The organism is Alteracholeplasma palmae J233, from assembly GCF_000968055.1.
In the GTDB taxonomy this organism is placed as follows: domain Bacteria; phylum Bacillota_I; class Bacilli_A; order Acholeplasmatales; family Acholeplasmataceae; genus Alteracholeplasma; species Alteracholeplasma palmae.
Window position 1 is genome coordinate 241,220 of sequence record NC_022538.1, and the last position, 15,770, is coordinate 256,989.

Consider the following 15,770-nt stretch of genomic DNA (forward strand, 5'->3'; position numbering starts at 1 on the left):
ATTAAGAGAACAAGCTGAACTTATAGCTGGAGTTAAGGAAGAAATTAGAAATAAACCAAATGATTATCAAGCAGATTCTAGTGCTATTAAGAGACTTAAAAATGAGTTAAAACAATATATTAAGAGTCAGAAAGCCTTGATTAAGGAAGCTCGAAAAAGTGATTCTGTAAAAGGCGAAAATGCTAAGAGATTACAAAGGATTCAAATGATTTTTCAAGATCCAATTTCTTCTTTAAACCCTAGAATGACAGTAAAAGAAATTATATCTGAGGGACTTGTTATTGCTGGCGAAACAGATAAAAAAGTTTTGGATGAAAAAGTTAATAAAATACTTCAAGTTGTTGGTTTAGTACCAGAACATGGGAGTAGATATCCACATGAGTTTTCTGGTGGTCAAAGACAAAGAATAGGTATAGCAAGAGCTTTGATTGTTGAACCTGAACTATTAATTGCAGATGAGCCAATTAGTGCCTTGGACGTATCTATTCAAGCACAAGTTATTAATTTGCTAAAGCAGTTGCAGGAAGAATTAGATTTAACAATTTTATTTATAGCTCATGATTTGTCTGTAGTTAAATATTTTAGTGATAGAATTGGGGTTATGTATTTTGGAAAAATGGTAGAATTAACAACTTCTGAAGAATTATTCAAAAATCCTTTACACCCATATACTAAATCACTCTTATCAGCAATACCAATCCCTGATCCAGATGTTGAAAAAGTTCGTAAAAGATTTGTTTATAATCCTCAAATTCATAATTATGATGAAGAAGGTCAACCATCATTTGTTGAAATTAAACCAGGACACTTTGTTCTTGCAAGTGAAAAAGAAGTTCTAAAATATCAAGAAGAGTTGGCGTCTAAAGAGATAATCAATGTAGTAGAAAATAAAAGTGACAAAATAAAATACAATGATATGACTCTATTAGACCTGAAAAGGATTGCAAGGGATAGAAAAATTGTAGGATATTATAAAATGAGCAAGCAAGATCTCATTAAACAACTTAAGAAATAGATTTTTAATTAATAAAATATAAGCAGAGAACAATAATTTGAAAATTATTGTTCTCTGCTTTTTTAAACTAAATTTTAACCAATTATATTTCTTAAGTGATTTAATATTTCAATATAAATTAATAATTTGGAGGGTATCTAAATTATATTAACTCATATACTGTAAAGTCCTTTTAAACCGATAACGGCTAGAACAAATATAGTTTTATAGATCACTATCTACCGAAGTATTTGAGACTAGAAATTTCATTGGATAATAAACTTAGTTTATTAGTATGTGGAACTGTTTATAATTATTATCATTAAGCTAATATTGTTCAAATCCTATATTGAGGCTTATGAATATAAATAATTTTTTTAAAAATTAATAACACCAAACATAATAAAATTTGCAATACTTTTTATTATATACCAAAATAACAATTCAATAAATATCTAGATAATAGGACAGTTATGCCCTATTGAAGTGTCAATTATTGTGATAATATTTGTTTAGTGATATTAATATCACAGAAGGAGAAAATATGAAAAAAATATTATCATTATTTTTAATACTTGGAACACTAGTTACATTAGTTTCTTGTGGCATTGCTGCTACATCAAGAAATGTTCCAGAAAAATTAGTAGTCAGTTCTAATTCTGATGGAAATAGAGTAGAAAACGGTCTATTTATGTCACATGAGAAGTCTGAAACAGACTCTTCATTTTTAGGTTATGGAATCAACTTGGTTAATCATAATCAAGTAAATGCTAGAAATATTAATATCACATACCCTATATTTGATTTAGATAAATTATCTACACAACCACTTATGAAAGTATATGAAAATTCTTCTGAAATTAACAATATAGAAGGAAGTTCAATGAGTGAATATATCCAAAATTTAGAGACAAAATTTAATTTAAACGCAGAGCTTAAAATGTTTGGTAAAGTAGATTTAAAGGCAGGATTTACTGGAAGTTACTCTGATAAAAGTAATTTTATGTTTAAAACTGTAAATATAAATGAACAAAGTTATTATTTTGCACTACAAACAAATCCCAATGATTATGTTTCCTTGCTATCTGAAAGATTTATTAATGATGCTATGGAACTGCCTATTGAAACACTTGTAAAAAGATATGGTACTCATATTTTAACTAGTGTCACAATGGGAGGTGGAATTAATTTAGATTATACAATTAGTTCTAATAGTCAAAGTAGTGCAGCCTCACTAAGCACAGCAATTGATATGTCAGTTAGAACATGGTTTTCTAAAGCATCTGGTAGTTCATCAATGGATTATAGAGAAGAGGCGAAGAAAAGCGATACAAATGTTTCAGTTAATATGAAAGTAATAGGTGGAGAAGCTGTTGGAATATTTGCAGAACAAGATATTATTCAAAAATATCCTGAATGGCAAAAGACAATTGCTACTTCTCCAGCTTTGATGGGGATTAAAGATAGTAATTCATTGTTTCCAATTTGGGAAATTGTTGGAATGATTAATGATTCAAGTAGCGCAGCGCAAAGAAGATCTGCTGAAATTCAAAAATATTTTCTAAAAATTGGTCAAGAAAACTACTCTGATTTAATCAGCCAATATTCAAAGGAAAAAATAATTTTCCCAAGTTATATTGAAGAAGTTAGTGTCGTTCCTGAGGGAAGTACTGAAACTGGTTCTATACAAAATATTACATATAAAACAGGTGTAATTGCTTCTCAAGATAAGTATAAAATAAACTTGAAGTTTGATAGTTTTACAAATACTTTGCCTACCATTAATTATATTGTGACCGAGGGGCAAGAATATGTCAAGATTAATTCAAACGGTGTTATTGTTCCAGATAGTAAAAAGATAAATGAATTGAATCAACCTGGAGTTAATGTTTCAGTTGAAATTAATGCCGGTACTACATCTAAAACAATTAAATTATATATACAAAAAATACATCGCATAGATTTCATCTCTAATGGAGGAAGTGATGTGAAAAGTATTAATAATATTGAAACGGGAAGAATTGTCTACTTAGCAGAAGAACCTAAAAGACTTAACTATAGATTTATTGGATGGTATTTAGATGAAGAATTAAAAAATGAGTATATTTTTGGTACTGAAGTTACTAGCGATTTAATTCTTTATGCTAAATGGGAAAGACTTCTAAGAGTTGAGTTCTATGATGGTGTACTATTAGATAAATTGATGGTTACAGTTAGAAATGGTCAAAGTATAGCAGAAGTTAGCACACCAATAGTAAAAGAAGGTTATAGATTTATTGGCTGGTATATAGGCAAGGATTTAAATGAAAAATATAATTTTGGAGACTCAGTTACTAGAGACTTAATACTTTATGCAAAATGGGAAAGATTATTAACAGTTAATTTTGTTTCAAATGGGCAGTCACATGCAGTAATTAATAAAATTGTCTCAGGTACAGTTATTGATAAAGCGATAAATCCACAGAGATATGGGTATAGATTTGTTGGCTGGTATGAGGATTTAAGCAGTACTATTGAATATAACTTTGAAACTCCAATTACAAAAGATGTCACTCTTTATGCAAAATGGGAAGAAAAACCTAAATTGACACTAACATTTGAATATAGAGATAATATTAGAGATAATTATATTTTAAATAATGTATTGCCAGAAAGTACAGTAGACTTATCATCTACTCCAGAATTAAGTAGTGTGACTAGAACTGGTTATAGATTCTTAGGTTGGTTCTATATGTATGAGGATCAAGAAAGATCACTTCATGGAGATAGAGTTTATAGTAATATAACAGTTTATGCAAAATGGGAAAAGGGTAATATTACAGTAATTTACCAAGGAGTAAATGGTAATGAACACTCTAACCCAATTGATATTTCTGGAAATGCTATAGTTGGTTTAAAAGACGCAAATAGAGTAGGATATGACTTTTTAGGTTGGTATAATGAGAGTGATGAAAGAATCACACAAATAGAAGGCAAAAATATTATCGAATCTACTGTAGTTACCGCGAAATGGGCTAAGAGTAAATATTCAATAGAATATCAGTTAAATGGCGGAACTAAAGGAAATAATCCTTCTATTTTTGAATATCAAGAAGTTCTACCACTTAATGAAGCGACTAAAGATGGACATAACTTTGCTGGATGGTATAAGGATTCTGGACTTACAGTAAGAATAGAAAATACAGCAGGATTAACAACTTCAATTACTGTATATGCTAAATGGACTGTTAAGCAATATAATATTAATTATGAAATTAATGGTGGAACGAATCATTCAAGTAATTTAAGTCAATATACATATGGGCAAATTCAAAACTTTAATGCTCCAAGTAAGTTTGGATACAACTTTGCTGGATGGTATAAAGATTCATCATTTACTCAAAGTGTTACAAGCACAGAAGGTGGAAATGATCATATTACAGTATATGCAAAATGGAATCCTGAAGTATATCAAATAACTTATATATTAAATGGTGGAACAAATAGCTCAAGTAATAAGTCAACGTATTATTACGAACAAAATGAATATTTTAGTTACCCTTCAAAATCAGGTTATGATTTTAAGGGATGGTATACTGATTCGAACTTCTCAAATAGAATTAGCAGTACGACTGGAATAATGGGGAATATCACTATATATGCTAAATGGGAAAAAACCGTTGTAAAAGATCCGGACCCAGTTAAATATGAATATATTTATAATTCTAATGGACAAATTATTGGTGTTTATTATCCAGATTCAGGAATAACTATTTGGTATGAATAGTATAGTGAAGGTTATGTATCATCAACAAATATAAGTAAAGTTAAAAAATAAAAAGGACTGTAAAAATGATACAGCCCTTTTTTACTATTTATATTACTTTTAATATATTATTTAGTTAGTATAACTATCATTATAAGTATTAGTTGTATGGAATGTTACTTTATTTTCTAATGAATTCAAATAGTTAATCACAACATTAGCTGGAATAGCATAACCTAGTGATTCACTTGTCTCAGTTACTACTTTAAATGTTACAACCCCGATAACTACACCATACATATTAGAAAGAGGACCACCACTATTTCCAGAGTTAACAGCGGCATCTATTTGGATTGCTTCTGTTTTTTGATTATTACTATCAGAAAAATATCTTAAAGGTGCTGAAACAATTCCTTTGGTAACAGAAATACCGTATCCATTGGCATTTCCTACAACTAAGACACTTTGTCCATATAATAATTTAATGGCAGATTCAGTCTTGTAACTGCTATGTGCTGGGTCTGTTAAATTATAAAATTTTAGATATTGAATATTCTCTAAAGCATTGTCTTCTATTTTTAATAGAGCCAAATCAAGTTTTTGATCATAATCTATAATTGAAACATTAAAAGTTAAACTACTTTCTGCGAAGTTGATGGATATTTTTCTTTCAACATATTTAAAATCAGGTAAAGATTCATATTTTTCTAAACTGATAACATGTGCATTTGTTAACAAATAACCATCGCTGTTAATAAAAAAAGCTGTTCCTTTAGAAGAAGCGGAGTTCGTAATGGTTCTAGAACCTTCAAAAAAACCGCCAAAACTTTGTGAATATGAAAAAGTAAAATTAGATGTGATCTCAACTGTAGAACTCATAATACGATTTGTTGAAAGAATGGTTAAATCTTCGTCACTAAGATTTCTATCAGAAATTGTTTGATAATTGTCAAGACCGTATGCAGTAGAAATGGTTTGTGTAGCTTGTTGGCACCCAACTAAAGTAAGGACTAGTACAAGTGATAATATAAAAATGCTTATTTTTTTTATTGTTTTCATAAATGCCTCCTAATTAATAATTCTAGTATACAAAACAAACCTTAAAAAAACTTTAATAAAATTAAATATTAGTAAAACAAATTATAATCATCATCCTTAATGCCCTAAAGTAAAAAAAATGTTATAATAGTAGACGATACTTTGTAGGAGGAAAAAACATGTCAAAATTAGAAATAAAAGATTTACACGTAAAAATAGAAAACAAAGAAATCCTTAAAGGAGTAAATCTTGTTGTTAATACTGGTGAAGTCCATGCGATTATGGGACCTAACGGAACTGGTAAGTCAACCTTAGCAAGTGCCTTAATGGGACACCCTAAATATGAAGTCACAGAAGGAACTGCACATTTAGATAATGATGATTTATTAGAAATGGAAGTAGACGAGAGAGCTCGTGCAGGTCTTTTTTTAGCAATGCAGTACCCAGCTGAAGTACCTGGGGTAACTAATAGTGATTTTATGAGACAAGCATTAAAATCAGTTTCAGGTAAAGATGTTCCATTAATTAGCTTTATCTTAAAATATGAAAAAAATGCAGAAGAATTAAAAATGCGTAAAGACTTACCACATAGATATTTAAATGAAGGTTTTTCTGGTGGAGAAAGAAAAAGAAACGAAATTCTACAATTAAAAACACTTAAACCCAAAATAGCTATTTTAGATGAAATAGACTCAGGTCTAGATATAGACGCTTTAAAAATTGTTGGTGAAAATGTAAATGATATGATTAGTAAAGACTTTGGCTGTATCTTAATTACTCACTACCAAAGAATTCTTGATTACATTAAACCAACACACGTACATATTATGATCAACGGTAAGATTGTATTAACTGGTGGAAAAGAATTAATTGAAAAAATTGATGCTAATGGATATGAATGGGTAAAAGAAGAATTAGGAATAGAATTTGAAATAGGTCAAGAATAATGGAAGCTATCGTTATTAAAAACCATCAAGTTATTTCTAATAACTTACCTAAAGAATTCAAATTTGAAAATAAAAAATTAACAATTCCTAGTAAAACCATTTACCACGAACCAATTAAAATTACATTATTAGAAGACAATCATGATGAATTAGAAATTGTGATTGGAGAAAGTAGCGAAATTAAAATTATTTTAGAAGTAACAGATGATACGATGACTCAAAGTGATTATAAAATCAAATTAACAGCTGCTAAAAACGCTAAAGTTAAATACTTATTAGTTGCTGCTCTAAAGAGCACTAAAGCAACCCTAAATCATGAGTTTATCGCATTAGAAGATACTAACCTAGAATTGTTGGCAGGATTAGTAAGTAATGTCTTAACTGCTAAATTAGACGTGGCTGTTGCCGGAAAAGGCGCTAGCGTTAATATTAAAGCAATCGCAGTTTCAAGTGATGAACACGATCAAAATATAGATGTGTATATGAAACACCAAGCGCCTAATACATTTGGGGATATGACTAATATCGGTATTGCCAATAAAAAAGGTAGAGTTATTTTAAATGGTGTTGAAAAAATAGAAAAAGGAATGAAAAATTCTAATGTCTATCAAACCTTAAAAGGAATCATTACTTCAAATGAAGCAGTTATAGAAGTTAATCCTATTTTACTTATTGATGAATATGATATTAAAGCAGGTCATGCCGCAACCGTTGGTAAACTTGAAGAAGAATCTTTATATTATTTAATGAGTAGAGGATTATCTAAAATAGATGCTGAAAAACTTATTATAAACGGGTTCTTACAACCAGTTATAAATGAAATTGATGATGAAGAATTAAAAGAAAGATTTGTAGAGTTAGTTAACTCAAGGATTTAATTATGAATATTGATAAAATAAAAAGTTTATTTCCAATTTTTAAAATTAATAAAGAAATAGTTTATTTAGATAGTGCAGCATCTTCTTTAAAACCTCAAAGAGTGATAGATGCGTTAACTTATTATTACGCTAACAATGGATCAAACATCCATCGTGGGGTATATAAACTAGCAAGTATAGCAACTGATGCGTTTGAACTCACAAGAAAGAATTTAGCTACTTTTATTAATGCTTTGGAAAATGAAGTTATCTTTACTAAAGGGACAACGGATTCTTTAAATATCATTGCTGAAAGTTATAAGAATTTTATCAATGAAGGCGATGAAATTATCACATCAGAATTAGAACATCATTCATCTATGTTACCTTGGCAACAAGTAGCAATAGAAAGAAAAGCTAAACTTGTTTATGTACCACTTGATAGCGATCATAAAATAACTGTTGAAAACTTTAAAAAGGTATTAACAGATAAAACTAAGGTAGTTGCTTTAACACACGTTTCAAATGTTTTAGGATATGAAACTCCAATTAAGGAAATAGCTTTTTTAGCTCATCAAAAAAATGCAATTGTTATTTTAGATGCTGCCCAATCAATTAGTCATATGCCAATTGATGTTAAAGATTTAAATGTAGACTTTATGGCTTTTTCAAGCCATAAAATGTATGGACCAAATGGTGTAGGTGTACTTTATGGTAAGTATGAATTACTAGAAAAAATGCCACCAGTTGAATTTGGTGGAGAAATGGTTCATCTAACAAATAAAGAAAATGCAACTTGGAAAGTTCCACCTTATAAGTTTGAAGCAGGAACACCTGATGTTGCAGATGTAATTGCATTAAATGAAGCTGTTTCATTAATCAATGAAATAGGGTTTAAAACAATTATGGAGCATGAAGAAAAACTACACCAATATACATTAGAAAAAATGAGCAAAATTAAAGGTGTAAACATTTTTAACCAGAAAGCAGATCATGCCATTATTGCCTTTAATATTAATGATGTGCATCCACATGATGTAGCAAGCATTCTAGACCAATATAATGTCTGTGTAAGAGCAGGTCATCATTGTGCTCAATTAGTATCAAAAGCATTAAATCAACCCTCAACATTAAGAGCTTCATTTGCTATTTATAATACATATGAAGATTGTGATAAGTTAGTAGATGCAGTGATTAAGGCAAGAGATTTTTTTAACCAATTTTAAGGAGTAATTATGGACATTCAAAATTTATATCGTCAAGTGATTATGGATCATTACAAAAATCCACAAAATAAAGGCTTAGTAAATGATGCTAATTATTTAACTATCCATATGAATAACCCTTCGTGTGGTGATGATATGACAGTACAATTAAAAATAGAAGATAAGGTCATTACTGATGTGAGACATCAAGGAACTGGGTGTTCTATTTGTTGCTCATCCGGAAGTGTTATGTCAGTTACTCTTAAAGGAAAAACAGTAAAAGAAGCGTTAGAAATTATACATGAGTTTTTTGAAATGGTACAAGCAAAACCATATAATGAAAATATTTTAGAAGGAGACGCTATTGTATATCAAGGTGTCTCTCAATTTCCAGCTAGAATTAAGTGTGCTACACTTTCATGGAAAGCAGTAGAACAAGGATTAAATAAGAAGGAGGAGTAAAAATGGATGACAATAAAAAAAAAATAGACCAAATTGTTGGTGACTACCAATTTGGGTTTATTACAGATAGTAAACCAGTTTTAGATACTGGAAAAGGTATCAATGAAAAAATTGTTAGACAAATTAGTGAAATTAAAAAAGAACCAGAATGGATGACAGACTTTAGACTTAAAAGTTATCAAAAATTCTTAGAAATAAAGAATCCATCATGGGGGCCAGATTTATCATTTATCGACTTCCAAGATTTTACATATTATATTAAACCAAGTGACAGAGCTGAAACAAATTGGGATGAAGTGCCAGAGAAAATCAAACAAACATTTGAAAAACTGGGTATTCCAGAAGCTGAAAGAAACTACTTATCAGGGGTTTCTACACAATTTGAATCAGAAGTTGTTTATCATAATACACAAAAAGAATTAGATGATTTAGGAGTAATCTATGTAGATACTGATACTGCATTAAGAGAGTACCCTGAATTGTTTAAAAAGTATTTTGCTACAGTTGTACCATTTGATGATAATAAGTATGCTGCATTAAATAGTGCTGTATGGAGTGGTGGTTCATTTATATATGTGCCAAAAGGTGTTAAAGTGCCTAAACCACTACAGTCATATTTTAGAATTAACTCAGACCAAATGGGCCAATTTGAAAGAACATTAATTGTAGTAGACGAAGGTGCGCATGTTAATTATGTAGAAGGTTGTACAGCGCCTGTTTACTCAAACGACAGTTTACATGCGGCAATTGTTGAAATTATTGTTGAAAAAGACGCAACATGTCGTTATACGACTATTCAAAACTGGTCAGATAATGTATTAAACTTAGTAACTAAAAGAGCCTTTGTTTATGAAAATGGACATATGGAATGGATTGATGGAAACATAGGATCAAGAGTGAATATGAAATATCCATCATGTATTCTATTAGGTGAAAGAGCTAAGGGTACTACAATTTCTATTGCCTTTGCTGGTAAGAACCAATGGCAAGATGCAGGGGCTAAAATGATTCACTTAGCTCCAAATACCACATCAAGTATTGTTTCTAAATCAATCAGTCGTGCTGGTGGAGCAGTAAACTATAGAGGTAAAGTTCACTTTGGTAAAAATGCTAAAGGCGCTAGAGCTAATATAGAATGTGATACCATTATTTTAGATGATTTTTCTACAAGTGATACAATTCCTATTAATGTTGTTAGAAATAGTGATGTTTTCTTACAACATGAGGCAACAGTATCTAAAATATCAGAAGAACAATTGTTCTATTTAATGAGCAGAGGGTTAACACAAGAACAAGCAACAGAAATGATTGTAATGGGCTTTATAGAACCATTTGCTAAAGAACTTCCAATGGAATATGCAGTTGAATTAAACCAACTAATTAAACTTGAAATGGAAGGTTCAATTGGATAAAAAAATAAGGGTCCTTTTAAAAAGGATCCTTTTATTTATATTTGATTAAACTTAAGATAATATTTGAAGCATAAGTATAGTAGTGATTAGGAGAAAAGTTAGGACTGTATAAGAATATAAATTCAGAATCTTTTCTACTATAGTAACAATTAATCACAACTAAATGATTTCTTTTGCCTTGAGTCATAAAGTTAATACCAAGGGTTTCATTAAGATCGCTAGATGATAAAGAATCTTCTGTAACTTTATACTGTAATACAATATGGTGTAAAAACTTTTCTTTTTTTCTAAAAGCATCTTCAAATTCATGGATGGTAGTAACTATTTTTTGTGAATCAAAAGATAAGTCATTATCTTTAATTAAGATTAAGAAAACTGCCGCTTTTTGTTTCTTACTTTTATAAGAGACAAAATCAAATTTATAATAGACTTCAAATTTTTCATAGGATCTAAAACTATTGAAACCTTCACTTTTGATTTTTTTGTACCAATCATCTGAAAAAACATTTGTCTTAGTCTTAAACGGCAAAATGCGATGACTGATTAGTTTTTGATATTTATAATTGTCATTATAAAAGTCTAATTTTGATTTAAAGTAAATAATAAGAATCAAACCAATAAATAAAACAGCAGACATAATCATTAGACTAGAATCAAATGATAAATCAAAAGAAAAACTTAAGATAGAACCAACTATGATTAAAATAAAAGTTAAAATGGTCAAGACAAAATATAGATTTTGTTTATTTCTTAGCTTTTTCATAAAACACCTCTTTGTTAGTAGATATTATAACATAAAATAGTTTATTTATTATGCTATAATATTACGTAAAGAAAGGTAGTTGATAACATGAGTCTAATTATATTAAGAATTGAATCAAACACTACTCATGATATGAATATCTTTTCAATTGCTAAAGATCTTTTTTTAACAATTGATTGTCTCAATATAGGATCAGACTGGATCATTCATACTAAAGAAACTAAAGAACATATTAAAGAAGGATTAAACAACTTGTATAATGATTTAATGATTAACTTTATTGGTTATATTGGAAATGATGATGAAGATATTGAATTAATTAGAAGTATCTTGCCCAAAAAGGTGTATAAAAGAACTGTTTATGATGAAAAAAAAATAGCTCAATATGTTATAAAAAATAATATCATCTCAGAGTTTCATCCGTTTAAAAAATATAAATTAAACCATGAAATATTAGAAACAATTAAGGCTTTTCTAGAAAACAACATGAATGTTTCAAAAACTGCTGAAAAGATGTATCTTCATAGAAACACTTTGATTCAAAGATTAGAAAAATTTAAAAGAGATACCAATTATGATCTTAAAAAATTTGAGGATGCATTTATTTGTTCATACTACCTAATACCTGAAATATAGGCAATTTGCACATAGCGATTTGCCTTTAGTTTTGATACAATAAAAGCGATTACAAAAAAGGAGAAATATAATGGCTAAATTACAATTAAACAATATTAATAAAATATATCCAAACGGCGTACAAGCTGTATTTGATTTTAACTTAGAAATGAATGATAAAGAATTTATCGTTTTAGTAGGACCTTCAGGTTGTGGTAAATCAACAACATTACGTATGATTGCTGGACTAGAAGAAATTAGCGCAGGAGAATTCTTTATTGACGGTGAATTAGTAAATGATAAAGCGCCAAAAGATAGAGATATTGCAATGGTTTTCCAAAGTTATGCCTTATACCCACATATGACAGTATTTGATAACATGGGATATGGTTTAAAATTACGTAAATTCCCTAAAGAAGAAATTGATAGAAGAGTTCATGAAGCAGCTGAAATTTTAGGATTAACTCCATACCTTGAACGTAAACCTAAAGCTTTATCAGGTGGACAAAGACAACGTGTTGCCTTAGGCCGTGCAATTGTGCGTGAAGCTAAAGTATTCTTACTTGACGAACCACTTTCAAACCTAGATGCTAAATTACGAGTACACATGAGAACAGAATTAAGTAGAATTCATAAATCGATTGCTGATAAATTCAATACAACTGCAATCTATGTAACACATGACCAAATCGAAGCGATGACAATGGCTGATAGAATTGTTGTTATGAAAGATGGTTATATTCAACAAGTAGACGTGCCTAAGAATATTTATGATCATCCAGTAAATATGTTCGTTGCAGGATTCATGGGAACTCCACCAATGAACTTTATTAAAGGTATTGTAGATGATAAAGGTGTATTTAAAGCAGAAGGTGCTGAAATTAATGTTCCTGAAGGAAAACTACAAATCTTAAAAGATAATGACTTCCTTAATAAAGAAGTAGTATTAGGTATCAGACCAGAAGATATCCATGATGAAGAAGTAGTATTAGAAACTTATCCAGGAGCTATTATTTCTGCTAAAGTTAATTTATCAGAATTACTTGGATCAGAAACTAACGTATTCTTTAATGTGGGTGGTTCTGATATTTGCGCAAGTATTGGAGCTAAAGATATTAAAATTGGAGACACAATGAAATTTGCTTTAGATATGAATAAAAGCCATTTCTTCAATCCAACAACTGAACATGTATTAACACTTAAAGAAGGCAAATAAGCCTTCTTTTTTATTATATAATGATGGACTATATTATAAATACTCATAAAGGTTGTAAAGTTTTTGATAAAAATAATAAAGAGTATCCTGTTACACAGTTAACATATGTTAAAAAGTTGTGTGAAAAGCAATTATTTACATATGAAGGATACCTTAAGGCTGTTTCTAATATTTTAAATATGAAGTATAAAATACCTTTATATATTAATTCGAAAATTATCTTATTTTCGACATCAGGCTATAGAAATTACGAAAATATATGGATTAACTATCAAACAATAAAAACTGTGGATTTTTACGAAAAAACTATACTTTTTACCTTTTTTAGCCAACAAATACTTAGAATACAAATGACAAAGTGTCAATATCAACGCCAAATAGAAAAAATAAATAAAATTATTGCATATAAACTTTCTGACAAAATAGACTAAATCAATCTAGATATAGCAATACATTAAAAATAATGTTATAATAATTAGTAGAAGAACACCGATTTTTAGGAGGAATAAAATGGGTAAAAAGACATTGCGTGACGTAGAATTAAAAGACAAGAAAGTTTTAATCAGAGTAGATTTTAATGTTCCATTAAAAGATGGAGTTATTACTGATGATACTAGAATTGTTGCCGCTTTACCAACAATTAAATATGCCTTAGAACAAGGTGGTAAATTAATCTTATTTTCACATCTAGGACGTATTAAAGAAGAAGCTGACAAAGCAAAAAACAGTTTAAAAGTTGTTTCAGAAAGATTAGCTGAATTACTTGGACAACCAGTTACATTTATTCCTGAAACAAGAGGTAAAGCTTTAGAAACTGCAATCAATAATTTAAAATCTAAAGAAGTACTAATGTTTGAAAATACTAGATTTGAAGATTTAGATGGCAAAAAAGAAAGCAAGAATGATGCTGAACTTGGTAAATACTGGGCAAGTTTAGGCGATGTATTTATCAATGATGCATTTGGGACAGCTCACAGAGCTCATGCTTCAAATGTAGGGATTGCAACAAACATTAAACAAACAGTTGCTGGATTACTATTAGAAAAAGAAATCAACTTTATTGGTGGAACACTAGCAAACCCAGAAAGACCTTTCGTAGCTGTTTTAGGTGGAGCGAAAGTTTCAGATAAAATTGAAGTTATTAAGAATCTATTAAAAGTTGCTGATCATATTTTAATTGGTGGAGGAATGGCATTTACATTCTTAAAAGCCCAAGGATTAGAAATTGGTAAGAGCTTAGTAGAAGAAGATAAGTTAGATCTTGCTAAAGAATTATTAACATTAGCTAATGGTAAAATTATTTTAGGATCTGATGTTGCATGTGCTAAAGAATTTAGTGCAGATGCTACAAAATCAATTTATGATTTTACAGCTATTCCTAAAGATCAAATGGGATTAGATATTGGACCTAAAACTATTGAAATATTTAAATCATATATTAAAGATGCAAAAACAGTTGTTTGGAATGGACCTCTTGGAGTTTTCGAATTTGAACAATTTGCTAACGGAACAAAAGAAATAGCATTAGCTATTGGTAAACGTAAAGGTAATGCAGTAACTATTATTGGTGGTGGAGATTCAGCAGCAGCAGTAGCTAAATTTGGTTTAGAATCAGAGTTTAGTCATATCTCAACTGGTGGTGGAGCATCATTAGAATATTTAGAAGGAAAAGCACTACCTGGAATTGAGTGCGTAGAAGATAAATAATGGATATTGGTAAAAAAATAAGAGCTTTACGATTAGGCAATAACTTAACACAAGAAGAGTTAGCCAATAGAGTAGAACTTACAAAAGGATATATTTCGCAATTAGAAAATAACCTTACATCGCCATCCATCCAAACATTATTCGCAATTTTAGAAGTATTAGGAACACCAGTTCATGAATTTTTTGGAAAAGTTGAAGAAGATTTTGAACCAGTTCATACTAAAGAAGACTTTTATGAAAAAGAAAACGAAGAATTAAGTCACACAATTAGTTGGATAGTTCCCAATGCTTTAAAATATGAAATGGAACCAATTATGATTGAAATAAAACCTGGTGGACAATCCGAAATAGATGATCCACATCCAGGAGAAGAATTTGGTTACGTTTTAGAAGGTCAAATAGTATTAGTTTTAAATAAGACAAGATATGTAGTTAAAAAAGGTGAAACGTTCTATTACTTAGCAAACAAAGAACACTATCTTATCAATTTAGGTAGTCAAAATGCTAAAGTATTATGGATTAGTACACCCCCAATGTTCTAAATAAGGAGAGTGTCAGAGAATGGAAAAAGAAATTATTATTGGAAGTACTGCAGGACTTCACGCAAGCCTAGCAGCTAAAGTAGTACAAACAGCATCTAAATACGCTGTAGATATTAAGTTATACTACAAAGATAAAACAGTAGATTTAAAGTCAATCCTAGGCCTCATGTCCCTTGCTGTACCTAAAGGAGAAAACGTTAAAATAGTAGCCACTGGTCCACACGCAGAACAAGCTATTAAAGATATTGCGTCTATTTTAGGGTAATT

Annotated in this window: 14 protein-coding genes and 1 pseudogene; 13 read left to right on the forward strand and 2 right to left on the reverse strand. The window is 29.6% G+C overall.

What is annotated here, in order from left to right; translation table 11 throughout:
- Positions 1-169: 169 nt before the first annotated feature.
- Positions 170-850 (forward strand): annotated as a pseudogene (locus BN854_RS08075) (ATP-binding cassette domain-containing protein); the annotation flags it as partial.
- Positions 851-1,538: 688 nt separating this feature from the next.
- Positions 1,539-4,760 carry an InlB B-repeat-containing protein gene (locus BN854_RS01160; protein WP_045959674.1) on the forward strand — a complete coding sequence of 1,074 codons (3,222 nt, stop codon included), beginning with the start codon at positions 1,539-1,541 and terminating at the stop codon, positions 4,758-4,760.
- 111 nt (positions 4,761-4,871) lie between these two features.
- Here the strand turns inward: BN854_RS01160 and BN854_RS01165 are convergent, their stop codons facing one another.
- Positions 4,872-5,798: a S1C family serine protease gene (locus tag BN854_RS01165; RefSeq protein ID WP_026655304.1), complete on the reverse strand. Its 927-nt coding sequence runs from the start codon at positions 5,796-5,798 to the stop codon at positions 4,872-4,874.
- A gap of 158 nt (positions 5,799-5,956) precedes the next feature.
- Here BN854_RS01165 and sufC point away from each other — a divergent pair, with 158 nt between their 5' ends.
- The 5 genes from sufC to sufB are packed head-to-tail and all read left to right on the forward strand — an operon-like array spanning position 5,957 to position 10,660.
- Positions 5,957-6,724 carry a Fe-S cluster assembly ATPase SufC gene (gene sufC / locus BN854_RS01170; protein WP_026655311.1) on the forward strand — a complete coding sequence of 256 codons (768 nt, stop codon included), beginning with the start codon at positions 5,957-5,959 and terminating at the stop codon, positions 6,722-6,724.
- The gene (locus BN854_RS01175) at positions 6,724-7,602 is read left to right on the forward strand and encodes a SufD family Fe-S cluster assembly protein (RefSeq protein WP_026655319.1); all 879 of its coding nucleotides are present in this window, start codon (positions 6,724-6,726) and stop codon (positions 7,600-7,602) included. Before sufC ends, BN854_RS01175 begins: the two co-directional genes overlap by 1 nt.
- A gap of 2 nt (positions 7,603-7,604) precedes the next feature.
- Positions 7,605-8,807: an aminotransferase class V-fold PLP-dependent enzyme gene (locus BN854_RS01180; RefSeq protein ID WP_026655326.1), complete on the forward strand. Its 1,203-nt coding sequence runs from the start codon at positions 7,605-7,607 to the stop codon at positions 8,805-8,807.
- 9 nt (positions 8,808-8,816) lie between these two features.
- Positions 8,817-9,248: a Fe-S cluster assembly sulfur transfer protein SufU gene (gene sufU / locus BN854_RS01185; protein WP_026655334.1), complete on the forward strand. Its 432-nt coding sequence runs from the start codon at positions 8,817-8,819 to the stop codon at positions 9,246-9,248.
- Positions 9,249-9,250: 2 nt separating this feature from the next.
- Positions 9,251-10,660 carry a Fe-S cluster assembly protein SufB gene (gene sufB / locus BN854_RS01190; RefSeq protein ID WP_026655342.1) on the forward strand — a complete coding sequence of 470 codons (1,410 nt, stop codon included), beginning with the start codon at positions 9,251-9,253 and terminating at the stop codon, positions 10,658-10,660.
- 31 nt (positions 10,661-10,691) lie between these two features.
- Here sufB and BN854_RS01195 read toward each other — a convergent pair whose 3' ends face one another.
- The gene (locus tag BN854_RS01195) at positions 10,692-11,423 is read right to left on the reverse strand and encodes a hypothetical protein (RefSeq protein WP_026655349.1); all 732 of its coding nucleotides are present in this window, start codon (positions 11,421-11,423) and stop codon (positions 10,692-10,694) included.
- 87 nt (positions 11,424-11,510) lie between these two features.
- On the opposite strand from BN854_RS01195, the gene BN854_RS01200 reads away from it, so the two are divergent.
- From BN854_RS01200 to BN854_RS01225, 6 genes are all read left to right on the forward strand, one after another.
- Positions 11,511-12,059, forward strand: a complete 549-nt coding sequence (locus BN854_RS01200; RefSeq protein ID WP_026655358.1) for a PucR family transcriptional regulator — start codon at positions 11,511-11,513, stop codon at positions 12,057-12,059.
- 70 nt (positions 12,060-12,129) lie between these two features.
- The gene (locus BN854_RS01205) at positions 12,130-13,254 is read left to right on the forward strand and encodes an ABC transporter ATP-binding protein (RefSeq protein WP_026655366.1); all 1,125 of its coding nucleotides are present in this window, start codon (positions 12,130-12,132) and stop codon (positions 13,252-13,254) included.
- A gap of 23 nt (positions 13,255-13,277) precedes the next feature.
- Complete coding sequence (locus tag BN854_RS01210) at positions 13,278-13,685, forward strand: competence protein ComK (protein ID WP_026655373.1); 408 nt, start codon at positions 13,278-13,280, stop codon at positions 13,683-13,685.
- Positions 13,686-13,764: 79 nt separating this feature from the next.
- Positions 13,765-14,961 carry a phosphoglycerate kinase gene (locus tag BN854_RS01215; protein ID WP_026655381.1) on the forward strand — a complete coding sequence of 399 codons (1,197 nt, stop codon included), beginning with the start codon at positions 13,765-13,767 and terminating at the stop codon, positions 14,959-14,961.
- On the forward strand, positions 14,961-15,503 hold the full coding sequence (locus BN854_RS01220) for a helix-turn-helix domain-containing protein (RefSeq protein WP_026655388.1): 543 nt from the start codon (positions 14,961-14,963) through the stop codon (positions 15,501-15,503). Before BN854_RS01215 ends, BN854_RS01220 begins: the two co-directional genes overlap by 1 nt.
- A gap of 19 nt (positions 15,504-15,522) precedes the next feature.
- Positions 15,523-15,768 carry an HPr family phosphocarrier protein gene (locus tag BN854_RS01225; RefSeq protein WP_026655395.1) on the forward strand — a complete coding sequence of 82 codons (246 nt, stop codon included), beginning with the start codon at positions 15,523-15,525 and terminating at the stop codon, positions 15,766-15,768.
- Positions 15,769-15,770 lie beyond the last annotated feature (2 nt).